Annotated in this window: 21 protein-coding genes; 16 read left to right on the plus strand and 5 right to left on the minus strand. The window is 39.3% G+C overall.

Annotated features, from left to right (window positions below):
• The first annotated feature begins 3 nt into the window (after window positions 1-3).
• The 4 genes from R2S57_RS11200 (at window position 4) to R2S57_RS11215 (ending at window position 4,162) form a co-directional block, all read left to right on the plus strand.
• Window positions 4-1,785, plus strand: a complete 1,782-nt coding sequence (locus R2S57_RS11200; protein ID WP_316845040.1) for a RagB/SusD family nutrient uptake outer membrane protein — start codon at window positions 4-6, stop codon at window positions 1,783-1,785.
• A 137-nt stretch (window positions 1,786-1,922) separates the two neighbouring features.
• A complete protein-coding gene (locus tag R2S57_RS11205; protein WP_316845041.1) occupies window positions 1,923-2,849 on the plus strand; it encodes a metallophosphoesterase family protein in 927 nt (308 codons plus the stop codon).
• 206 nt (window positions 2,850-3,055) lie between these two features.
• A complete protein-coding gene (locus R2S57_RS11210) occupies window positions 3,056-3,511 on the plus strand; it encodes a hypothetical protein (RefSeq protein WP_316845042.1) in 456 nt (151 codons plus the stop codon).
• Window positions 3,512-3,550: 39 nt separating this feature from the next.
• Entirely contained in the window at window positions 3,551-4,162 is a 612-nt protein-coding gene (locus R2S57_RS11215; protein ID WP_316845043.1) for a hypothetical protein, read from the plus strand.
• A 258-nt stretch (window positions 4,163-4,420) separates the two neighbouring features.
• On the opposite strand, the gene R2S57_RS11220 is transcribed toward R2S57_RS11215, so the two are convergent.
• On the minus strand, window positions 4,421-4,951 hold the full coding sequence (locus R2S57_RS11220; RefSeq protein WP_316845044.1) for a DinB family protein: 531 nt from the start codon (window positions 4,949-4,951) through the stop codon (window positions 4,421-4,423).
• A 222-nt stretch (window positions 4,952-5,173) separates the two neighbouring features.
• On the opposite strand from R2S57_RS11220, the gene R2S57_RS11225 reads away from it, so the two are divergent.
• The 3 genes from R2S57_RS11225 to R2S57_RS11235 are packed head-to-tail and all read left to right on the plus strand — an operon-like array spanning window position 5,174 to window position 8,630.
• On the plus strand, window positions 5,174-6,481 hold the full coding sequence (locus R2S57_RS11225; protein WP_316845045.1) for a sensor histidine kinase: 1,308 nt from the start codon (window positions 5,174-5,176) through the stop codon (window positions 6,479-6,481).
• 16 nt (window positions 6,482-6,497) lie between these two features.
• The gene (locus tag R2S57_RS11230) at window positions 6,498-6,938 is read left to right on the plus strand and encodes a response regulator (RefSeq protein WP_316845046.1); all 441 of its coding nucleotides are present in this window, start codon (window positions 6,498-6,500) and stop codon (window positions 6,936-6,938) included.
• Complete coding sequence (locus tag R2S57_RS11235; RefSeq protein ID WP_316845047.1) at window positions 6,939-8,630, plus strand: ATP-binding protein; 1,692 nt, start codon at window positions 6,939-6,941, stop codon at window positions 8,628-8,630.
• Between the two features lie 6 nt (window positions 8,631-8,636).
• Here R2S57_RS11235 and R2S57_RS11240 read toward each other — a convergent pair whose 3' ends face one another.
• A complete protein-coding gene (locus R2S57_RS11240; RefSeq protein WP_316845048.1) occupies window positions 8,637-8,969 on the minus strand; it encodes a hypothetical protein in 333 nt (110 codons plus the stop codon).
• 278 nt (window positions 8,970-9,247) lie between these two features.
• Here R2S57_RS11240 and R2S57_RS11245 point away from each other — a divergent pair, with 278 nt between their 5' ends.
• The 4 genes from R2S57_RS11245 (at window position 9,248) to R2S57_RS11260 (ending at window position 12,714) form a co-directional block, all read left to right on the plus strand.
• Window positions 9,248-9,817 carry a porin family protein gene (locus R2S57_RS11245; RefSeq protein ID WP_316845049.1) on the plus strand — a complete coding sequence of 190 codons (570 nt, stop codon included), beginning with the start codon at window positions 9,248-9,250 and terminating at the stop codon, window positions 9,815-9,817.
• A 281-nt stretch (window positions 9,818-10,098) separates the two neighbouring features.
• The gene (locus R2S57_RS11250; protein WP_316845050.1) at window positions 10,099-11,034 is read left to right on the plus strand and encodes an NPP1 family protein; all 936 of its coding nucleotides are present in this window, start codon (window positions 10,099-10,101) and stop codon (window positions 11,032-11,034) included.
• Window positions 11,035-11,479: 445 nt separating this feature from the next.
• Window positions 11,480-11,947 carry a putative immunity protein gene (locus R2S57_RS11255; RefSeq protein ID WP_316845051.1) on the plus strand — a complete coding sequence of 156 codons (468 nt, stop codon included), beginning with the start codon at window positions 11,480-11,482 and terminating at the stop codon, window positions 11,945-11,947.
• A 164-nt stretch (window positions 11,948-12,111) separates the two neighbouring features.
• Complete coding sequence (locus R2S57_RS11260) at window positions 12,112-12,714, plus strand: hypothetical protein (RefSeq protein WP_316845052.1); 603 nt, start codon at window positions 12,112-12,114, stop codon at window positions 12,712-12,714.
• Between the two features lie 33 nt (window positions 12,715-12,747).
• On the opposite strand, the gene R2S57_RS11265 is transcribed toward R2S57_RS11260, so the two are convergent.
• A complete protein-coding gene (locus R2S57_RS11265) occupies window positions 12,748-12,981 on the minus strand; it encodes a hypothetical protein (protein ID WP_316845053.1) in 234 nt (77 codons plus the stop codon).
• Between the two features lie 352 nt (window positions 12,982-13,333).
• A complete protein-coding gene (locus R2S57_RS11270) occupies window positions 13,334-13,792 on the minus strand; it encodes a MaoC family dehydratase (protein WP_316845054.1) in 459 nt (152 codons plus the stop codon).
• A gap of 402 nt (window positions 13,793-14,194) precedes the next feature.
• Here R2S57_RS11270 and R2S57_RS11275 point away from each other — a divergent pair, with 402 nt between their 5' ends.
• The 5 genes from R2S57_RS11275 (at window position 14,195) to R2S57_RS11295 (ending at window position 20,644) form a co-directional block, all read left to right on the plus strand.
• Window positions 14,195-16,585 (plus strand): ABC transporter permease, encoded by a 2,391-nt coding sequence (locus R2S57_RS11275; protein WP_316845055.1) that lies wholly within the window; start codon window positions 14,195-14,197, stop codon window positions 16,583-16,585.
• A 351-nt stretch (window positions 16,586-16,936) separates the two neighbouring features.
• On the plus strand, window positions 16,937-18,679 hold the full coding sequence (locus R2S57_RS11280; RefSeq protein WP_316845056.1) for a TonB-dependent receptor: 1,743 nt from the start codon (window positions 16,937-16,939) through the stop codon (window positions 18,677-18,679).
• On the plus strand, window positions 18,582-19,391 hold the full coding sequence (locus R2S57_RS11285) for a TonB-dependent receptor (protein ID WP_316845057.1): 810 nt from the start codon (window positions 18,582-18,584) through the stop codon (window positions 19,389-19,391). Before R2S57_RS11280 ends, R2S57_RS11285 begins: the two co-directional genes overlap by 98 nt.
• A 472-nt stretch (window positions 19,392-19,863) precedes the next feature.
• Window positions 19,864-20,304 (plus strand): PaaI family thioesterase, encoded by a 441-nt coding sequence (locus R2S57_RS11290; RefSeq protein ID WP_316845058.1) that lies wholly within the window; start codon window positions 19,864-19,866, stop codon window positions 20,302-20,304.
• A gap of 100 nt (window positions 20,305-20,404) precedes the next feature.
• Window positions 20,405-20,644 carry a hypothetical protein gene (locus R2S57_RS11295; protein ID WP_316845059.1) on the plus strand — a complete coding sequence of 80 codons (240 nt, stop codon included), beginning with the start codon at window positions 20,405-20,407 and terminating at the stop codon, window positions 20,642-20,644.
• Between the two features lie 83 nt (window positions 20,645-20,727).
• On the opposite strand, the gene R2S57_RS11300 is transcribed toward R2S57_RS11295, so the two are convergent.
• The gene (locus tag R2S57_RS11300; protein WP_316845060.1) at window positions 20,728-22,008 is read right to left on the minus strand and encodes a nucleoside recognition domain-containing protein; all 1,281 of its coding nucleotides are present in this window, start codon (window positions 22,006-22,008) and stop codon (window positions 20,728-20,730) included.
• Between the last annotated feature and the right edge of the window lie 103 nt (window positions 22,009-22,111).

Here is a 22,111-nt window from a genome sequence, read left to right on the forward strand (position 1 = left end):
CAGATGAAAGCAACATATTACATTCATATCTTCCTATTTGTATTGATAGTAGGAACTTTGGCAGGTTGTAAGAAGGATTTTTTAGACCGGATTCCCGAAACCACCATTACACCCAATCAGTTTTTTAAAACCACTGCCGATCTGGAAACTTATAGCAATGGATTTTATGGCATGTTTGGCCCCAGTACAAATGATCTCTTTTCGGATAACATCTCTGTAAACTTAGGTGGCAGTGAGTTGGATAACATGATCAGAGGTAAAATTAATCCAACAAATGTTGGTGGATGGAAGTGGGAAAACCTACGCACCATCAATTATATGCTCAACAATCTTCAACAGGTACAGGGAGATCCTGCCACCATTAAACATTTTGTAGGCATTGCACGTTTTTACCGTGCCATATTCTATTTTAATATGATCGCGAGATATGGCGATGTTCCTTATTACTCCACAGTACTAAATCCCGATGATCAGGCGCAGTTATATAAAGCAAAAGATCCGCGTGCTTTGGTGGCCGATTCGGTAAAAGCCGACCTAGAATACGCTGCAGCCAACGTAATGGCGACAGGCACCAATACGCGCATTACCAAATGGGCGGCACTAACCTTATTGGCGAGGTTCTGCCTCTTCGAAGGTACTTTTAGGAAATACCACGATGAGCTTGGATTGCAGGCATCAGCCAGTACTTTTATACAGCGGGCCGAATCGGCCAGTAAAGAAGTAATGGGCGGCGGATTTAGCATTTACAATACCGGGAAAAAAGGAGAAGATTACCAGAAACTTTTTACCAGTGAGAATTTGAGTGCAAATAAGGAAATGATCTTTTATGATGATTATGACCGGGCCTTAAACCGGTCTAACAGTACACACTATGTTTTCGATTGGCAGTGGGCCATCAGCAAAAGTATGATCGATACCTACTTAATGACCGATGGTACGCCTTTTACCTCAAGTCCGAATTGGGATAAGAAAACCTATGCCGAGATTTTTAATAACCGCGATCCGCGGATGGCCGTTACCATTATGCCTCCAGGCTTTTCAACTACGCTTGGCGGGATACCCAATAAAACCAGGCCTACTTTTGGTGGTTATCCGCAGATTAAGTTTTATGCGATAGATCCGGTCAGTAAAGTATATACCGAATTTACCGATCTGCCGATATTGCGTTATGCAGAAGTTTTATTGATCCATGCAGAGGCCAGGGCCGAATTAGGCCTGCTTAATCAGGTGGATCTGGATAATACCATTAATGTTTTGCGTAACCGTGCCGGAGTGGCTGCATTAAACATGGCTGCGGCAAATACCGCACCTGATGTCGTTTTGGCCAATATGTACCCACAGATTACCGGAGCGAATAAAGGTGTGCTTTTAGAAATCCGTAGAGAACGCAATGTAGAAATGGCCTGCGAAGGACTCAGATTTTACGATTTATTGCGGTGGAAAGCAGGCAAACTGCTCGAAAGACCAACCCAGGGCATGTATCTGCCTAAACTTGGTGCCTACGATGTTACGGGTGATGGGATAGAAGATATCGCTATTTTACAGGCCGCCAATCAGGAAGGTCCGCTCGATGGCCTTTCGGCCGACGTTAAAAAGAACCTGGTGAAATATTACCTGAGCGATAACAGTTTTTATTTAAGCAATGGCAATTCGGGCTTTATCATGTTCCCTGAAAATATCAGTGCTCCACGATCATTTATTGAACCGAAATACTACTATTTTCCGATACCGATGCAACAGATCTTGCTTAACCCACAGTTAAAACAGCCCACTGGCTGGCAATAGTAAAATATAGAGGCTGAATCAAATATAAAAATTGTCATCCTGAGCTTGTCGAAGGACTTCGTTAAATCACTTTATTGTGTTTCGACAGGCTCAACATGACAAATATGCCCTTGTTTAAAAACGAAACACATAACATCATGAAAAGAAGAAGTTTATTAAAATCAATCCCACTGGCTGCCGCTGCTCTTGTAGCAGGAGATCTAAAGAATCTGGCTTCAGCTGCCCCAGTAGAAAAAAATATCAATAGAAAACCGATATTAACCATTGCCCATATTACCGATGTCCATATCAGGAGTGGCGATGATGCACCTGCAAGATTTGAGAAATGTTTAAAGGAAATTAAGAAGCATAAAGTAGATTTTTTTCTCAATGGAGGCGATAGTATCCATGCCGCCGATTATAAAGACATAACCCGTGACAGTGTGACCGAGCAATGGGGCATTTGGGATAATTGTATCAAACAGATAGCAGAATATGAAGTGCACAGTTGTATCGGCAATCACGATATATGGTGGGCTGCACCATCTACAGCAGACGAAATGTATGGCAAAGAATATGTGGTAAAAAGGCTAAAGATTCCGAACCGTTATTACAGTTTTTCTAAAAAAGGCTGGCATTTTATTGTTTTGGATGGAAACAATAAGAATACTGCTTTAGATAGCGAACAGTACAAATGGCTGGAGGCCGAATTGGAACGCTTGCCAGCCAATACACCTGTTTTGCTGATGTCGCACTACCCGATATTAACCGTAACCGGCACCTGGGAAGGTGGGCAGCACGGCGACCATAAAGAACTGAAGCAGTTGTTTTACAAACATAAAGATAAAGTGAAAGTATGCCTAAGCGGTCATCAACATTTGTTAGATCGGGCATGGTATAACGGAGTAGAATATTATTGCAATGGTGCAATGAGTGGGTTTTGGTGGGGAAAGGGCGATAAAAGATCCGCAAACCCTTATTATTATCAGGAAACCGCACCTGGTTATGCTATCCTTAAATTATATAGCGATGGAACACTGGAAAATAAATATATCGAAACAGAGCGACCCGAAACAAACGGATAGTTTATTTAAATATAATAAACTGTTTATTTCCTTTATACATCAATAGAAATGCCCTCGCATATGGTGAGGGCATTTCTGTTTGGAAGCCTCGGCTTTTTATCTCAATGCAAATACTGATTTATCAGAAGCCAAATTTTTTATTTGTGGTTGATAGAATATATCCATATTTTTCCGTTCAAAATACACATCTTTTTAAACTCTCCTGTATGACATTTAAAGGCATTTTAGACTTAGTTAAAGATTCCCATTTACTGATCTGGAAATCTAAATCGTTAAAGTACCTTGTTTTTTTCTCCGTGTTGTTGATCACCTTTGGTTTTCGTGGAACGGGACATGCCGGAATTAAACAAAGTGGCAATGACTCTATTGGATATAAAAATAGTGATATCAGGGAGATTGAAGTCTTTACCGGACAGCAGCTCTTTGTACTAAGCCTTAAACCGCTAAAAAACAAGAAGAAGGCGAATTTCAAGGCCGCGCTCAGAGATGCATTTATGATCGTGCGTTACGACTCAGACTCAACAGCGGTCAAAACAGAGTGGTTAATGCCTTCAAAGTATGGTGTGTATAAAATGGGCAGGTATAATGAAGGAGAGCCTGGCTACCATAAACTTGATAGCTTAATCACCGAAATTTGTGTTAACAAGCCCAAACACAAATAGATCTATGCTGCTTACCATATAATTAAACAGCTAAATCCTATGTTGCAGAACCGGGTAAACCCTTTTGGAGAAATCATCAGCACAAGCGATCGTGGTGCCTGGTTAGGAAACCGTGGTGTGCTGCATAATGATAAACAAGAGATTGTCCGCCATTATAAAATCAAAGCATGGATTACCTGTGTACTCGAATTTAGAGGGCGGCATCGGGAAGTGATGCAGCCGAACCGATGGACGGAGTTATTCTTTTTAGATGAAGCTACCGCATTTTCGGCCGGACACAGGCCCTGTTTTCAATGCCGGTACGCAGATCACCAACGGTTTAAAAGCTTTTGGATAAAGGGCAATCCTGAACATGGCTTTAATATGAAAACACCAGTATCGGAAATAGATAATATGATGCAGGCCGAAAGGATAGCAGCTGATCAATCTAAAATTACTTATGAAGAGCAGCTGGCTGTTCTTCCTAATGGTACGTTCGTATCTTACCTGGATAAAGCCTATCTTGTAAATGCTGGTCAAATGTATTTGTGGACATCCGCTGGTTATGAAAAACCCATTGCATTTCCTGATTTGCCTACTTTGCCAGTACTTACGCCTAAATCCATTGTAAATATGTTTAGCGCAGGCTATTTGCCACAAATCTCAGTTTAAGGATAATTGAATATCGGCATCTAATACGCCATAGTAAACTCATTAAAAAGCTGTTGCAATCGTATAAAATGCGATAAGATGATACACGCCTTTGGGCAAAATATTAAATTAACGTATTTAACCACGGATAAAAATAGATTAACACGGATCTTTATATCTGTGTGTATCCTTTCCATCTGTGGTTAAATTATGTTTATCTGTGTCTTGTCCCTAATTCAACAACATTGGTCCACGCAAGCTGCTGTGGGGCTGATGATCTTAGAATAATTTTTCCTGAGGCGGTTTAACGCCAGCTAAACGCAGATATACCGTAGCCTGACCACGGTGATGTGTTTGGTGCTCAAAATCTTTGGTGAAAACCATATCCTTGGTCATTTCGAAACGGCCCATAAACTTTACTTTCTCTTCTAATTGCGCAGGTGTTAACTTTTTTATTGCAGCAATTACGTAATCATAACCTGCCATTACTTCTTTAGTAACATTAGCTTTCGATTTATCGCTGGTTTTTTCCAATGCACCAAGCGCAAAAGGACTTTTTTCGCCAGTTGCTGTTGCGGTAAAACCATAATTAGCATCTGTAAGGTGTAACATCTGTTCGGCAAAAGAGCGCATTTCGGGGGTTGGTTTTAATGCGTAGCCTGATTCGGGCATGGCATCAAGATATTCTTTTGTATAAGCTTTTGCTCTTTCCCATTCGGCGATTTTAATGTCGGTTGGCGCTTGCGCATTCGCGGTGCCCAGCATCACCAATAGGCAGGCCACGCTCAAAAATAATTTCAATGTTTTCATATCTGTTTTGTTTGTTAACCTAAAGATAGGATAGAATCTGCTTTTATAGAATATGTTAAATCTCAATATGCTGCCGGTTTTAGAAATAGGCCATTATGCAGGGTAGGTTTCTGATATAGTTACGTTATATTATGTTAGCTTTATACACTTTACAGAAAAGGTGATTCCCGAGCCTTAACCATCCTGTACTTATTTACATCGATTAGATTGAAAGTTTAGGATATGAAAAAAACAGATGCGGATGAATTATCAATCGCGAACAAAGAAATCGCATTTCAACATCAGGAGAAGGAAGACCGCGCAGCGGAGCTGGTAGTAGCGAATAAAGAGCTTGTATTTCAGAACGAAGAGAAAGAGAACCGCGCAGCAGAATTGGTGATTGCCAATAAAGAACTCGCTTTTCAGAATACCGAGAAGGAAAAACGTGCCGCCGAACTGATTGTAGCCAACAAGGAACTTGTTTTTCAGAATGAAGAAAAGGAAAGGCGTGCGGCCGAACTGGTAATTGCCAATAAAGAACTGGCTTTTCAGAATACAGAAAAAGAACACCGTGCGGCCGAACTGATTGTAGCCAATAAAGAACTTATATTTCAGAACGAAGAGAAAGAGAACCGCGCAGCTGAACTGGTGATTGCCAATAAAGAATTGGCTTTTCAGAATACAGAGAAGGAAAAACGAGCCGCCGAGCTGATTGTAGCCAATAAGGAACTGGCTTTTCAAAATGAAGAAAAGGAAAAAAGAGCACAGGAACTTATAGTGGCCAATAGAGAGCTGAAAAATGCCGAAGATGATATCCGTAAACTAAATGAAGAGTTAGAGCAAAAGGTAATTGAACGCACTGCCGAATTAGAAGCCGTAAATAAGGAACTGGAATCGTTTTCTTATTCGGTATCTCACGATTTACGTGCACCCATCAGGGGGATTAACGGCTATACCCGTATCCTGGCAGAAGATTATGGCAACAGGCTAGATCAAGAAGGCAACCAAATCTTACAATCGATCATCAATAATTCGAAAAAGATGGGTGTGCTGATTGATGACTTGCTGGCTTTCTCCAAACTGGGTAGAAAACAGGTAACGCTTTCTGAAGTATCCATGAATGATCTGGTCAGCTCCGTGAACAAGGAATTGATGTTTGAGGAAGGCGAAAATATACCTGTTTTCGACATTCAGCTTCTTCCCCCAGCCAAAGTAGATAAATCACTGATCAGACAGGTATGGATCAACCTCATTTCAAATGCCATCAAATATTCGAGGCATAAAGCCAATACCACGATCGAAATCGGAGCCTTTGAACAAGGCAAACTGATGGTTTATTTTGTGAAAGACAAAGGCGCAGGCTTTGATATGCAGTATTACGATAAGCTTTTCGGAGTATTCCAGCGCTTACACTCACAGGAAGAGTTTGAAGGAACGGGGATAGGCCTCGCCATTGTACAAAAAATTATAGACCGGCATAAGGGGAGTGTTTGGGCCGAATCGGTTCTAGATCAGGGATCTAGCTTTTATTTCAGTTTACCCAAAAATTAGTCATTTAAATACAGATATGAATTACGACAACATCGAGATATTATTCGTGGAAGACAGTGCCGATGATGCACTTTTTACCATACGGGCGCTTACCAAAAGTGGTTTTTCCAATAAACTCCATCATGTAGTAGATGGGGCAGCAGCGCTCGATTTTTTATATTGCAGAGGCATATATACCGGCAGAGACCATACGCAACACCCTAAACTGGTTTTGCTTGACCTTAAAATGCCAAAAGTTTCGGGTGTACAGGTATTGGAAACCGTAAAATCAGATCCTAATCTTAAAAGTATTCCGGTAGTGATGCTGACTTCATCAAACGAAGGCCCTGATATTGAAAGGTGTTTTCAGCTTGGCGCCAATAGTTATATTGTAAAGCCGGTTGATAGTGATAATTTCTTTCATGCGATTAAAGAGATTGGGATGTACTGGATGGTGCTGAGTCAGCCTGCAAGTTAGATGATCAATGATTTGATTTTACCCGCCGAATATGGAACCGAAATGATTGAGAATTCCAGGGTCTTAATTCTCGAAGACAATGATCATGATGCCGATCTGCTGTGCCGCGAACTGAAAAAATCCGGTTTAAATTTTATTGCTAAAATTGTTCAGAACCGTGTTGATTATGAGTACGCCTTAGTAGATTTTAATCCCGACATTATCCTTTCCGATTATTCACTTCCATCTTTTGACGCCGTAAGTGCCTTTCATATCAAGCAGGATTTATATCCGTTAATTCCATTTATCATCGTTTCGGGCTTTATCGGCGAAGAAAATGCAGTGGCCCTGATTAATAGTGGGGTAACCGATTATGCCTCTAAAGACAAGCTTTTTACCGTGCCCGCCAAAATAAACAGGGCTTTAAAAGATGCGGAAATAAGAAGGGAGAAATCGATTGCAGATGAGACCTTAAAAGTTCAGGCCGCCGAATTGCTCGTAGCCAATGAAGAGCTCCTCATACAAAATAAAGAAAAAGAACACCATACCCAGGAATTGCGTTTTGCGAACGATTTGCTTACCGAGCAAAAAGAAAAAGTTAAGTCCATTAACCAGGAGCTATCTCAGTTAAATGCAGAGCTCGAAAATCGGGTAGCTGCGCGCACCAAGGCCCTGGCCGAAAGTGAAAACCGTTTCAGGAATATGATGGAAACCATTCCGCAAATTGCCTGGACCAATACCATTAAAGGAAAAGTAGATTATTATAACCAGCGGTGGTATGACTATACCGGGTTAAACGCTGGACAAATACATGTAAGCGATTTGGTTATTGTAGTCCATCCCGATGATCTTAAAGAAATTCTGCATCGGTTTAGTTTCCTCCGAAAACGCATTGATGGCGGAGAGTTTCAGGTTAGGGCTAAACGGGCAGATGGCCTTTACCGGTGGCACCTCATTCGTTTAATGCCCATCAAAAATGCCGATGGTTTGTTACAACAATGGGTAGGTACCGCAACCGACATTCACGAATTAAGGATATTACAGCAGCATAAGGATGATTTTATCAGTATTGCCAGTCACGAATTAAAAACGCCCATCACCAGTTTAAAGGGATCGCTACAATTGTTGGATCGGATGAAAGACAATCCTTCGCCTGCAATATTGCCCAAATTGATTACCCAGGCCAATAAGAGCCTCGAAAAAGTATACATGCTGATCGAAGATCTCTTAAATACCAGCAAAGCCAATGAAGATCAGCTTCTAATTAAACCTGAGAAATTCAGTTTATTAAAAATAATTAACGAATGTTGCGATAACCTTCCGGTAAACAGTTCTTTCAATATCAACATCGAAGGCGATGAAACCGTAGAGGTATATGCTGATATTTCCCGTACCGAGCAGGTGGTGGTCAATTTCGTCAATAATGCCATGAAATATGCGCCACATGCTAAAGAAATAGCAGTCCGTATAGAAAAATTGGGCAGAATGGCCAAAGTATCGGTAATTGATAAAGGCCCTGGTATCCCCCCACAAAATCTTCGTTTTCTTTTCGATCGTTATTATCGGATCAACCATGGAGGAAGCGAGTACACCGGCTTAGGCCTTGGCCTTTATATCTGCGCCGAGATTATAAAAAAGCATGATGGAACCATTGGTGCAGATAGTGAAGTGGGGATTGGAAGTACTTTCTGGTTCACTTTGCCTGTAGCCTAGTATTGTTTACCGTTGTAAAATAACCTCCTCGGTTTCTACAATTGTTTTGCCTTTTTTTGTTTTGGTCTCGGTTTTAAGCAATCTGGCCTTGCCCTGTTGTATGGTCACCAAATAAGGTGTTTTGTTCTTGTTCGATTTTCCAATAAACAGTTTACCACCATCACTTATTGCAGGCAATTCTTCCTTGTGTTTGCCAAATCCCTGGATAATAATCACAGTATTCTTTTTGGTAAACTCGTATGTTTTTTCTCCGGCCTTGTAAAGTTCTCGCTCGGTTTCTGTTACTACACCATCTTTTTTATCGATTTCAATTTTTGATATGGCTTTCCATTTGCCCATCAAACGTTGATCTAATGCGGTTTTTTTTGTGCATAAGTGTGCAAGCCAAGGGATACAAAAAGTAGGATGATCAAGTTTTTCATATATGGATGATTTAGTGGATAAGATGTGATGAAGAACAAAATAAGAAATTAATTTGAAAGCCCCAATACGTACAAATTAAGACCAGCAATAAAAATCAGTAATTATTTTTTTTATTGAGTAGGGGTAAAAGCATTTGTCGCTGTCATACTATCAAATCACAAAAACAAATGATTAATTATTCAAAAACAAAAATTATGAAAACGAACAAGTTTTATTTATTAATTGCGGTATTGTTTATCACGGCAGGATCGGTAAAAGCACAGGATTCTGACTTCACTTTTGGATTAAAGGCAGGTGTAAACTATGCTACATTGCCTACAAGTGTAAAAGCAATAACCGATAAAAAAGGAAAGGTGGGGTATAACTTTGGTGCATTTGCAAGGGTGGGTAAAACACTTTATTTTCAACCAGAGTTAAATTATGTAACGTTTAAGAGTTCTTATGTATATGCCTCAAATACCTATACACCAAAATTTAATCAGGTAAATTTACCCTTAATGGTCGGGTACAAAATTATTGATACTGAAGCATTAAATTTTAGGGTTTCGGCAGGACCTGATGTTAATTATACCCTTAACGATGCAAAAGGGCCGGTTGGTTTCGATTATAAGAAATTTAATTTAGGCGGTGTGGTTAACGCCGGAGTTGATATCGGTAATATTACTATCGATGCACGCTATAGCAGAGGGTTAACGAAAATCAACAAATCACTTAATGAAAAAACAGGTTTATTTAACTTGTCCGTTGGATTTAAGTTGTTTTAATAGAGGTTTAATTAATAAGTCTTAAATCAGAATCTTTTGAGTACAGAATAGGTGCTGTAACTCAAAAGATTTTGCATTTCTTACCATTTCGTTAGCTGACCTAACAATTGTTGGTTTTTTTTGATAAAAAACATTGGTGTCTTTTTATTGGCTGGCAATACCGAGAAGTTGCTTTTAAAGCCCGAAGCTGAAATTGTCCATCATTTTGATTTTATAATCTATTGGGATCTTTAATTTATTGCTAATCTTTAATAAAGATTACACATTCTAACCAAAAAATTATGAAAACAAAAATCCCATTGTTTGCAATGGTTGCTGTCGCTATGACATTGAGCCAGTGTACAAAAGAAAAACAGAACAACCTTTCAACCGCCAAGAAACCAACCACAACAAGTATGGTTGAGGCCAACAAAACCGGTGCTCAGTTTATGTGTGCCGACTGCCAGGAAAGTGGCACGAAAATCACCGGAAACACGGCCTTTAACCTGGCCTGGACATTTTCTCCAGTTATGAAGTTCGATCGCGCCGCTCCTGATTATCCCACAACAGTAGAGGATATCTGGGCAAGTACCAATCCGGCCAGTATCGTTTGTAATGGAACGCTTGTAATGGTTAACCGCGATGCACCAAGAAGTAAAAATTTCCCCACTTATTATGAGGTGCAGCAACATCCTAACGATCCCAACCGTGTATTTATCGATTTCTGGTGGACTTACAAAACCCAAACTACTTGTTTTGCCAACTTAGGCGGGCACGATTATGATTGGGAGCACATCGTTGTTCAGGTAAATTCGCAAACCAACCGGATTATTACGGTTACGTATTTTCAACACAGCGGTTGGTACACTAAAGACTGGAGAAATATTGCTGCGGGTACCCGTCCGCAGGTTTACGTTGGTAAAAAAGCACATGGATCTTATCACTTCGGAAACAGCATCTCTTTCCCAGGTTACGATTGTAGCTATTATGGCGATTATAGAAATCCAAATGGCAGTGCTGATGAGGTAATTACCTGGAACAATAGCTTGCAAGCCATTAGCTGTGATGTTGCCCAGTTTAGTTTTAATGGTAATTTTGGTGGAATTGGCAAGGGTCCATTATACAGATATAGGGCATACTGGAGTTTTTCTTCATGTAGCGGCAATGCCGGGATTACTGGTAGCGATGGCTGTAGTCAGAGCGATTTCCCTGAAGGCACCCAAATCGGAAGTATCTAAAATAGCAAATCAATAATAAGGGCTTTAAATCGCGAGGATAAGTCCCAGAGAATCGTCCTTTCGACCGTAGTGGAGAAATCTGTAAACCATGCACTAAAACTTTGTTTATGGATTTCTCCTTATCTGCGTCAGGCAAGGATTTCGCCACTTTAAGTCGGAATGGCCAATTTGCTGTAGAGAAAAAGGGTTAATCAGGGAGGCTCGTAAAGAAAACAGAATTGATCGCGGCTTATCAATCTGAGCGTAGTCTAAGCCCCCTTTTATTAAACCACAACCATATAAGACACATAAGACCATGTTAGCTCATGTGTTCTTCGAATGTCTTATATGGTTTTAAATGATATTGTTAATCAAATTGGTTTTGTTCCTAATCCCCACATTACTACGCTCAGATTAAGGTTTAATCGTCGTTTTCCTATATTTATAGTCGTTATAACAGATTCAGATGCCGACTCAAGCAAAAATAAAATTATCAGATCAGTCTGGTCTCAGAACTAATATAGATAAATTCTATGACCTTGCAGATCAGGTAGCCTTGGCTAAATGGGCAATTCGTTGTGCAAAACATGTATTGCCGCTCGCTAATGAGGAAGTTATTGATTTATCGGTTGTTGAAAATGGATTTAAGATCAATGAACTTTGGCAGATTGGAAAAGCAAGCATTCACGAAGTTCGTCAGGCAGGATTTAAAATCCATGCGGTGGCCAGGGCGTGTAAAACTGCAGTTGGGAAAAATGCAATTCGAACTGCCGGACAAGCGGTGGCGGTTGGACATATGAGAGAACATGCCATGGTATGCGCTGATTATGCCGTTAAAACCATCGAACTGGCTTTTCCTGAAGAATTAAATAAGGTAAAAGAGGAGCGGGAATGGCAGTTAAAAGAATTGAAAAGTATTCTGGAAAAAGATTAGGTTAATTATATATTATTGACAAAAGTTGTTGATAATTGTAAACTAAATTATACAATAATTAATAAATGTGTTATATTTAATTAATAATTAACACTTTATTGATTTTGGTAATGAAAAATGTGCTCATTTTACCTCTTGCTTTTGTCTTCTTGCTTACTATAAACATGGGTTTTCGTTCGGATAAAATGTTGAAATACAATATTGATGCTGGGCATGAAACCCAACCAATGCCGAAACTGGAAAAACTTGATGGCGATCAATTGATTGAAACATTGCTCTTACAACGGTTCAACTTTAATAAAGCATTAATCAAAAATGGTTTTGATCCTAAAAAAGAAATGCCTAAAGCGATATCTATACTAAATAGCAGCCCTGCCAGCATCATATCATTTTGTGGATTCGATTATTTGGTTAAACAGAACAAAGTGATGGGTGTTAACGGTATTCAACTTTCAGCATCGGCTTTGGCTACCATTACAGAGAAAATTGTAAATTTAGATCAGATACAACAATATTGCTGTATGCAGGCGAATTTGGTATACAAACGCGAAAACAGGGATTTGAATGAAATAAAAGCACTTGACCGTCAGTATTTTGCTGCACTGAAAGTCTTTAGATTAGTTACCTCAAATATCGCTGATCATGCAAACAGATCCAACGCATCCTTAGCTATAGAAACAGCAGTGGCAAAAATCAAAATGCCAGATGTGAAAATTATCGAAACAAAAATCAACTATCAAGGGGGCTACATAGCGGAGATAAAATGATTGACTTTGGAAATGATTGAATGATAAAATAATTTATTTCACAGCTGTTACCATATAAATCGTCTGTCCGGCCGCACCTTCATAACCAGAAACTACCTTATAATCGTAATAATTATCTACTTCAGTTTTAAAATCAGCTAGTGATGGCGTCTCTTTAGAACTGTGTTTCCTGTCCCATTGAAATTTACTGCCCACTTTTAATGTGGCCTTATTGCCGTTAGTAGCATGATTGATGATTAACTGGCTTGGTGTGATGATATTTTCCATACTAACTTAACAAAATTGTCTGATATTGGTTTTTCATCCAGACAAGTTTAATTCAAGTTACAAAAAACATTGTCATCCTGAGGGATAATTTATTGTATAATAGCCAATATAAAACGATAGGAGAATTCGAGGGAAATGAATTTCCTCGGAGTGTCGTCATTTCGAGCGCAGTACAACGCAGTCGAGAAATCTATCGTCTAACTTAATTTGGCTCATAGATCTCTCCACTTCGCACTGCTTCGGTCGAGATGACGATCGCTCTGTTAGATTCTGTCAATGGTAGCCTGTTGAAGGACAAATATTTTTCTGTTTTCGGGTATAAAAAGGTATTCAATTATTCTTAAACCAACAACTATATAAAATGATACAAGAATACCACATCACCTACATATGCAGGTTTTGGTTGGTCTTTAATCACTAATGTGGCCTGAATGGTTACTTTGGTGATTCCCCTTAAATTGCTGATACAATTCAGTTTGGCTTTCAACTGTACTTCGCTATCCACCAAAACCGCCTGGCCAAACCTAAACCGCTCAATACCGTAGTTGATTTCCATTTTGATATTACGCACATCAGCAATCTGTTTCCACAAATAGGGAATTAACGATAAGGTTAAGTAACCGTGTGCAATAGTCGCCTTAAATGGACCTTCATTCTTGGCTTTTTCAGGATCGGTATGAATCCATTGGTGATCTAAAGTTGCATCAGCAAATTTATTGATCTGTTCCTGGTCTATAGTATGCCAATGCGAAACACCTAGTTCTTTGCCTAAATGCGATTCATACTCTTCGAAATTATTGATCACCAACATTAAATTCTGTTTTTCGGGTTAAGCACTGTTTTAACAACTCCTTTAGGTACAGCAATCCTTCGGGTATATAGTTGGATTCTACTCTTCTGTTTCCAATTATAATAATAATAACTGTGCCTTTAACAGTATACGTATAAATATATTTTAAAGATTTTCCTTGCTCATTGCTGTTCAACTGATAATATATTAATATACAGAAGTTTGTGTCTAAGCTCGGATGTGCCCAATTCGACGCAATAAAAATGATACAGAGGCCTAACACGCTGTCCGTTTATGCACAGCGCTGTTCGTTAATGAACATACATGGTTTATTAATCAGATTATAAATGCCCCTTAGGGTGCTGTCAGTTGTCTTGCTTATATTTGGCATAGGAATGGCGTGATCCATAGAAATTTAGACTTATGTTCAAATTAAACCTGAAGATTGCTTTTAGAAACCTGATACGGAACAGATCCTATGCACTGATCAATATCCTCGGCCTCTCTATCGGAATGACCAGTTGCATTTTGATCTTTATTTTTATTCAGTTCCAGCTGAGTTACGATACACATTTTAAAGATAAGGATCGGATATTCAGGTTTGTAACCGATTGGAAATACAATAGTTTTGATGATTATTCTGCCGGAGTACCTTTGCCTTTTGGCCCGGCAGCTAAACAAGAGCTTGTAGGTATCGAAAAACTGGCCAGGATTTCGCGCAACAGCGGCGTGGTATTGGTTCGCAATGGCGATGGTACCGAGCATTTTAAAGCGGTAAGGGACGTATATTTTACAGAAGCTGATTTATTCGATATCCTTCAGGTGAAGTGGCTTTTTGGAAAACCAATCCAATCCCTTTCAGAACCCAATACCGTAGTGATTTCGGAGAGAACAGCTAAAACTTTTTTTGGTTCTGCCCAACAGGCTATCGGCAAAAACTTCACCTTTTGGAATTCCATTCAGCTTAGGGTAGTGGGCGTTATTGCCGATTTGCCCAGCAGTAGTAGCATCCCCATGGAAATCATGGTGAGTTATCCAACCTTTTATGGTAAAAATAATCAGGATTGGGATTCGGTAAGCACGTATAACGAATGTTTTGTGCTGTTAAAGCCTGGTGCCTCTATGGCTGCTTTAGCGCAATCGTTAGAACGGATGAACGATAAATATTTAAAGCAGAAAAAGCTAGCCGGTAATCAGCGTAGCCACTTGCAGTCCTTATCTGATATTCACTTTAGTGAACGTTATAATAACTTTGCTGAAACGGCTATTACTAAAAAAGAGGTATATGGTTTGGCCATCATCGGACTTTTTTTGATGGTTACAGCCTGTATCAATTTTATCAATCTGGCTACAGCACAATCCGTTAACCGTTCAAAAGAGGTTGGCGTACGTAAGGTGATGGGGGCGATGCGCAGGCAACTTGTTTTGCAGTTTTTGGCCGAAACTACTACTATCGTAGTGCTTTCTATGTTGTTGGCTTGTATTTTCTCTGAGTTATTACTGCCTTTGTTATCGCATCTTTTTAAAGGACAGGTTTCATTGTCGCTTTTTACAAATCCTTCGGTTTTTGTTTTTCTGTTTCTTCTTGTTATGCTGGTTAGCTTTTTAGCTGGTTTTTATCCCGCAATGATTATTTCGGGCTTTAGTCCTGCTTTAGCCATCAAAAATAAGGTGCGCGTCCAATCGGGGAATTTGAGTTTAAGGATGATATTGATCATCATGCAGTTCACCATTACTATTGTGCTCATTATTGCAACGCTGGTGGTGATCAAACAAATGCAATATGTGAGAGAGAAACCATTAGGTTTTAAAAAAGATGCCGTCGTGTTCATCGGTTTTCCGGGAGATAGTGTCAGTATGAGCCATCAACAACTGTTTAGAGAAAAACTGCTTCATATACCGGGCGTAGAGAAGCAAAGTTATTTTGTGAGGCCACCACTTTCTGGTACGATGAATACAACAAATTTTTATGTTGACGGCAGGGAAAATAAGGATTTTGAAGTGCGGTTAAGCCCAGGAGATGAACACTATTTTGATCTGTTCGGACTGCAGTTTTTAGCAGGTAAAGTTTACCCAAAAAGCGATACCGCTAATGCTTATATCGCGAATGAAACCTTTGTAAAGAAAATTGGTATTGCTAATCCCCAGTTGGCGCTGGGCAAAGTAATCGCACAAAACGGAAGAACAGGACCGATAGTTGGCGTGGTAAAAGATTTTAACGATCAATCACTCAAAGAAAAGATATCGCCTATGGTTTTTTATCAGGAGAAAAGGCAATATTATAACATGGCGCTGAAATTGGATTCGAAAGAAATTATGCCGGCCATGAAAACGATAGAAAACCTTTGGAAAAGCAGTTTCCCCAATGAAGTATACAATGCGAAATTTATGGATGATGACATTAACAATTATTATGAGTCGGAGCGCATTACAGGCCTGTTGTTCAAGATATTTGCTGGTGTAATCATGTTTATTTCCTTCATCGGTCTGTTTGGCTTAATCTCTTTTGTTGCAGCTCAGCGCACCCGTGAAATGGCCATCAGAAAAGTACTTGGTGCTACAACAGGCGAGCTGGTTAAAATGCTGAACAGCGCTTTTATCAGAATGGTTTTTGTAGCCAATCTCGTTGCATGGCCATTGGCTTACATTCTAACGAGTAAATGGTTATCGGGTTTTGCTTATCGCGTGCCACTTGGTGTCTGGCCTTTTATATTGGCCATGGTTGCATCAATGGTACTCACATTGATTACAGTGAGTTTCAGATCTTACCGCGCGGCAAAGGCAAATGCTGTAGATGCGCTTAAATACGAGTAGGTATTAGTGATCTATTCGTTGTAAACTGGTCTGTCACTTTGAGCGTAGTAGAAGAGGCTGTCATGAGATTTCCATCCTATGTCATCCTGAGCGCAGTCGAAGGATCTTCTCTTTTCCATCCATCTGCGTAAATCCCCAAATCAGCGGGAGAGATTTGCCCTATATTTTCCTTAAAGCAGATAGCCATTAAATGCTGCGCATTTCAAAATCTATCGCTATTAAAACGCTTTTCACCTTACGCTAAACCCTTGTTTAGCCATATCTTAAATATTATCTAAATATTTTACTTGATTTATCTAAATTAAAATTTAGATTTGTCTAAAATTATATTTAGATAAATCATTTTAATTCATGAAATCCCTCTTATTATATTGCTTCTGTTTCCTTTTATCATTAAATGTATTCGCGCAAAAAGTGATGCTTAAAGGTTTGGTCACTTCCCAAAATGAACCTGTAGAAAATATTACCATTAAAATTTTAGGATCAGCAGGATCCACCAAATCGAACGTTTCTGGTAACTATCAATTAAAGGATATTCCATCCGGAAATTATGATCTTATTTTTTCGGGTATTGGTTACCAATCCAAAAGAATTAAAGTTTTGCTAAAAGGGGATAGCGCGCAGGTTAACGCTGAACTGTTAAGCTTAACATCCGATTTAAGCGATGTGGTGATTACAGGGGTTAACCGGGCCACACAGCTGCGTAAAAGCCCTGTGCCTATTGCAGTGTTATCCAAAAAATCAATGGATCAAAATGTAAATACCAACCTCATCGAAGCCATTGTAAAAGGTATTCCGGGCATTACTGCAGTAACTACGGGGCCAAATGTTTCTAAACCATTTATCCGGGGTTTAGGTTACAACCGCGTGCTGACTTTGTACGATGGCTTAAGACAAGAAGGTCAGCAATGGGGTGATGAACATGGTATTGAGGTTGATGAATATGGCATTACACGGGCAGAAGTGGTAAAAGGCCCCGCCAGTTTAACCTATGGCTCTGATGCATTGGCAGGAGTGATCAACATGATTCCCTATAGCCCGAATTTTGAAAATGGGAAGTTAAAGGGCGACTTTACGGCAAACTACCAAAGCAATAACGGGATGGTCGGTTCGTCGCTCGGACTGGCATACATTAAAAACGATTGGAAATATACATTTAGGGCAACTGGCAAAACCGCACACAGTTATGAGAATAAAATTGATGGCCTGGTGTACGGAACTGCTTTTAGAGAATACAATCTTTCAGCCAGTGCAAGGGTAGATAAGGCCTGGGGTTTTTCTAAAACGGCCATTACTTATTATGATAACCTGATGGAAATACCCGATGGCAGTAGAGATTCTTTATCAAGAAAATTTACGCGGCAGGTATTGGATGATGGAGATGATATTAAACACCGTCCCATTGTAGCTGACGTTGATTTAAATAGTTATTCCATTAATCCGCTACATCAGCACATTCAGCATTATCGGTTTTACAATACGAGCCAGCTAAAATTTGGAACCAGCGACTTAAATCTGTTGATCGGTGGACAGCAAAGTGTGCGGAGAGAATATAACCACCCGACTCTACCAAGTCAGGCAGGGCTTTATGTCGTGCTCAATACCTTTAATTACGACCTTAAATACAATCTGCCCGATTTCGCTGGTATCGAAAGTACCATCGGTGTAAATGGCATGTATCAGGGCAACAGGAGCAAGGCGGCTACCGATTTCCCAATTCCGGATTATGACCTCTTTGATGTGGGCGCTTTTTATTTCGCAAAGAAATCGATGGGTAAGGTAGATATTTCAGGAGGGATCAGGATCGACAGAAGAAATACAAACTGGAGCGATTTTTACGTGGGTACCAATGCCCAAACGGGTTTTGGTAAACAGGTGAGTGCAACTGATGGAGGAAAACTACAGTTCCCTGCTTTAAATAAAAACTATTACGGCCTATCGGGAAGTTTAGGTTTAACCTATAACATTTCTGAAAAATTGCTCATTAAGGCCAATATTGCCAGGGGGATACCGGGCACCGAACATTACCGAAATTGGTTCCAACGGATTAGATCCAGGTGCACATATTGTGTATTTGGGCAACAGAACCTTTAAACCGGAGTTTAACCTTCAAGAAGATGTCGGTGTTATTGCTTATTTAAAAGATGCGGATATCAGTATGGAATTGTTTAACAATAACATTCAAAACTATATTTACCAATCGCGCTTAACCGATGCCAACGGAAATCCGGTTGTTATTGTTCCCGGTAATTTAACTTACCAATATCAACAATCGAAAGCCAGGTTATATGGGGCAGAAGTTTCGGTAAACTTACATCCTGCAACGATGAAATGGTTAAGTTTTAACAATAGCCTGGCCTATGTAGTGGGCTTAAACCAGAATCAGGAGTTATTAGATAAACGTGGCCGCGATGCAAAATATTTACCCTTTATTCCGCCTTTGCAGGTAAGAACAGAAATTAAGGCAACCGCGCAAAAACCTATTGGCATTTTTGATAAACCTTATATAAAAATTGACGCTGCCTTTTTTGCCGACCAGGATAAATTTTACGCTTTAGATGATACCGAAACCTTTACCGCAGGTTATACTTTAATCAACGGAGGGGTAGGGTCAACGATGAAATCTAAAAAAGGAAAGATCTTGTGCGATATTTTCCTTCAGGTGGATAATATTTTCAATATTGCTTATCAATCTAATTTAAACCGGTTGAAGTATTTCGAATATTATAACCGCTCGCCCAACGGCAGATCAGGAATTTACAATATGGGCAGAAATTTAAGTTTTAAAGTAATTATTCCGATTTAAACGAAATAGAATTGGGTTGATGGCTCATAGTTAATCGTTAATTGGCATTAGAAATATAAGTGGAAAACGACGATGAGTTATATTTAACTTTCTGTAATAGACATAATATTTATGCTTTGCAGGGGCGATATGGCAATGAACTATTGACCAACAGACCATCAAACACAAGATTTTTGAATTTCCGCTCAAAAGAACTATAACAAGATGTGGTGATCATGTTTTAGGTTTTAATGTTTCGTTTTAGAAAATGGGAGGTATTGATATCTTCCATTTTCTTTTTTTATTTTTCGATTAAACCTTCTCTTAAGCCACCATTCCATCCTATGGACTATGGACTATGGACTATGGACTATGGACTATGGACTATGGACTATGGACTATGGACTATGGACTATGGACTATGGACTATGGACTATGGACTGTTTTACCTATTTTTACCTCATCCATCTTACATCATTACATTTTACATCTCATGGAAGCATCTTTAAGCGAGCAGCGTCTCAACTTCTTAAGGCAATCAATAGGCAAAGTGATAACCGATTCGCCATCTAATTTTATGAATTGGCTGGCACCTGTGTTAATTAGGGCGGAAAATGGCATTTTAGTTTGCCAGTATACCATTCGGAAAGAAATGACCAATCCATACCAGATTTTACACGGTGGTGTAACCGCGGGCATTATTGATGATTTAATTGGCGCTACGGTTTTTACCATGGGATTAAACGAACGTTACACCACGGTAAGTAATTATATCGATTATTTTGCACCTGCAAGCGAAGGGGATGAAGTGATTGCTGAAACCTCGATTGTAAAAAGAGGACGTACGATTTTAAATCTACAGTGTGAGATATTTTTACCTGCAAAAAAGCGTTTGATAGCTAAAGGGTATTCGAACATGTTAAACATAGGTTAAGCCCTTAAGCATAGTTTAAGAATTAATTATTAATTTGTTAAAATTAACAAAACATTCTCGTTTACAATTTGTTGTAATTTAACCAAAAATATAATGAGCCATGTTAGAAAATTATTCCACCCTGCAATTCATTGTTAGAGGCAAAATTTTTAAAGGATTTTGCATGCGTATCCAAGATGATTTTCATGAAACTTATGCCGTTGTTTTAGATGGTTACCATTCTTTTTGTATCTGGTTAGATAATAAAAACGAAAAATGGTGTGCATCCAAAAACGTGGCTATTGATCCCGATGCCATTGATGAAATTATTTATAGAATTTCTTTTCCGCAGGTTTCGTAGTGTAAATCACATTTAACCTAATGCTCATAAAAAAAAAATCCCTATTTGGCTTATACAGTCGAATAGGGATTTTTTGTCGTTCTCTATTTTAGTCCCGGCCAAAATAGGTAGGCCATCGTTATTGCTGTAATTACACCTACTAAATCGGCGAGTAACATCGAGCCAATGGCATAACGGGTATTTTTAATGCTTACTGATCCAAAATAAACCGCTACTACATAAAATGTGGTATCTGAAGCCCCTTGAAAAACACCTGATAATCTGCTGGCAAAAGAATCCGGACCATTAGAAATCATGGTACTCACCATCATACCTCTGGCCGCTCCACCACTCAAGGGCCTGATTAAAGCTGTTGGGAGGGCATCAACAAAACGGGTATCTGCGCCAAGAAAAATAAATGCCTGTTTAATGGCGTTCATGATCACATCAAAAGTTCCGCTCGTCCTGAGCATACAAACGGCTACCAATATGCCCACAAGGTAGGGGATAATTTTAATTGCGGTTTCAAAACCTCCTTTGGCACCTTCGATAAATGAATCGAAAACATCAATTTTTTTGTACAGTGCACCTAGAACGATTAGTAAAAATATCAATAGGATTAAGCCACCACTAAGCAAACCCGAGAAAGAAGTAACACTTGCTGCGTTTAAATGGCTAACATACCACACTATCACAGCTATTACAGCAGAAATACCTAACACCCACATTAAAATAACTGGTTGCAAAATATTGATTTTCTGTTTAAAAGAAACAATGAGCATGGCGGCCATCGTACCCACAAAGGTTACAATCATACAGGGAATAAACACATCAGTTGGATCCTGTGCATTTTGAGTAGAGCGGATTGCAATTACACTTACCGGAATTAAACACAGACCTGCAGCATGTAAACATAAAAACATAATCTGCGAGTTGCTGGCCACATCTTTATTCGGATTGAGCTCTTGTAAACTTTCCATGGCTTTAATTCCAAAGGGAGTGGCTGCATTATCCAAACCCAATAAATTAGCCGAAAAATTCATGATCATGTGTCCCATTGATGGGTGACCTTTAGGAACTTCAGGAAAAAGCTTTGAAAAAAACGGGCTAATGATTTTCGATAATAAACGGATGCCTCCCGCTTTTTCGGCAATACTCATAAAACCCATAAATAAAGCCAAAGTACCCACCAATTCGATACACAGTTTTACAGCAATTGAACAGGTTTCTATAATGCCATCTAATTTTAACGGATTTGCCGGATCAGAAGATTTACCGATCACCATCCAGTTAAAAATATCGCTTTGCCCGAAAAAAAAGCACTTAATACAGGCTACAACAATAGCTACAATAATAAATGCTGACCAAATTCTGCTTAATGCCATTAGGAATGTTTAGTGTTTTGCTTTGAAGGGCTTAAAATACCTTTTTTAAGCGAAAATTCATAGTTTTTAGTCTTGAGTTGATAGTCCTTTAGTCTGTAGTGGG

The sequence above is a fragment of the Pedobacter psychrodurus genome, assembly GCF_032678585.1.
GTDB classification, from domain to species: domain Bacteria; phylum Bacteroidota; class Bacteroidia; order Sphingobacteriales; family Sphingobacteriaceae; genus Pedobacter; species Pedobacter psychrodurus_A.

Bases quoted from the DNA above. Each gene is read 5' to 3' on its own strand.
- R2S57_RS11275 (WP_316845055.1), top strand. From the start codon at position 14,195: ATGTTCAAATTAAACCTGAAGATTGCTTTTAGAAACCTGATACGGAAC.
- R2S57_RS11290 (WP_316845058.1), top strand. From the start codon at position 19,864: ATGGAAGCATCTTTAAGCGAGCAGCGTCTCAACTTCTTAAGGCAATCA.
- R2S57_RS11250 (WP_316845050.1), top strand. From the start codon at position 10,099: ATGAAAACAAAAATCCCATTGTTTGCAATGGTTGCTGTCGCTATGACA.
- R2S57_RS11210 (WP_316845042.1), top strand. From the start codon at position 3,056: ATGACATTTAAAGGCATTTTAGACTTAGTTAAAGATTCCCATTTACTG.
- R2S57_RS11255 (WP_316845051.1), top strand. From the start codon at position 11,480: ATGCCGACTCAAGCAAAAATAAAATTATCAGATCAGTCTGGTCTCAGA.
- R2S57_RS11240 (WP_316845048.1), bottom strand. From the start codon at position 8,969: ATGGGCAAATGGAAAGCCATATCAAAAATTGAAATCGATAAAAAAGAT.
- R2S57_RS11235 (WP_316845047.1), top strand. From the start codon at position 6,939: ATGATCAATGATTTGATTTTACCCGCCGAATATGGAACCGAAATGATT.
- R2S57_RS11270 (WP_316845054.1), bottom strand. From the start codon at position 13,792: ATGTTGGTGATCAATAATTTCGAAGAGTATGAATCGCATTTAGGCAAA.
- R2S57_RS11200 (WP_316845040.1), top strand. From the start codon at position 4: ATGAAAGCAACATATTACATTCATATCTTCCTATTTGTATTGATAGTA.
- R2S57_RS11230 (WP_316845046.1), top strand. From the start codon at position 6,498: ATGAATTACGACAACATCGAGATATTATTCGTGGAAGACAGTGCCGAT.
- R2S57_RS11215 (WP_316845043.1), top strand. From the start codon at position 3,551: ATGTTGCAGAACCGGGTAAACCCTTTTGGAGAAATCATCAGCACAAGC.
- R2S57_RS11245 (WP_316845049.1), top strand. From the start codon at position 9,248: ATGAAAACGAACAAGTTTTATTTATTAATTGCGGTATTGTTTATCACG.
- R2S57_RS11260 (WP_316845052.1), top strand. From the start codon at position 12,112: ATGGGTTTTCGTTCGGATAAAATGTTGAAATACAATATTGATGCTGGG.
- R2S57_RS11300 (WP_316845060.1), bottom strand. From the start codon at position 22,008: ATGGCATTAAGCAGAATTTGGTCAGCATTTATTATTGTAGCTATTGTT.
- R2S57_RS11220 (WP_316845044.1), bottom strand. From the start codon at position 4,951: ATGAAAACATTGAAATTATTTTTGAGCGTGGCCTGCCTATTGGTGATG.
- R2S57_RS11265 (WP_316845053.1), bottom strand. From the start codon at position 12,981: ATGGAAAATATCATCACACCAAGCCAGTTAATCATCAATCATGCTACT.
- R2S57_RS11280 (WP_316845056.1), top strand. From the start codon at position 16,937: ATGAAATCCCTCTTATTATATTGCTTCTGTTTCCTTTTATCATTAAAT.
- R2S57_RS11225 (WP_316845045.1), top strand. From the start codon at position 5,174: ATGAAAAAAACAGATGCGGATGAATTATCAATCGCGAACAAAGAAATC.
- R2S57_RS11205 (WP_316845041.1), top strand. From the start codon at position 1,923: ATGAAAAGAAGAAGTTTATTAAAATCAATCCCACTGGCTGCCGCTGCT.
- R2S57_RS11295 (WP_316845059.1), top strand. From the start codon at position 20,405: ATGTTAGAAAATTATTCCACCCTGCAATTCATTGTTAGAGGCAAAATT.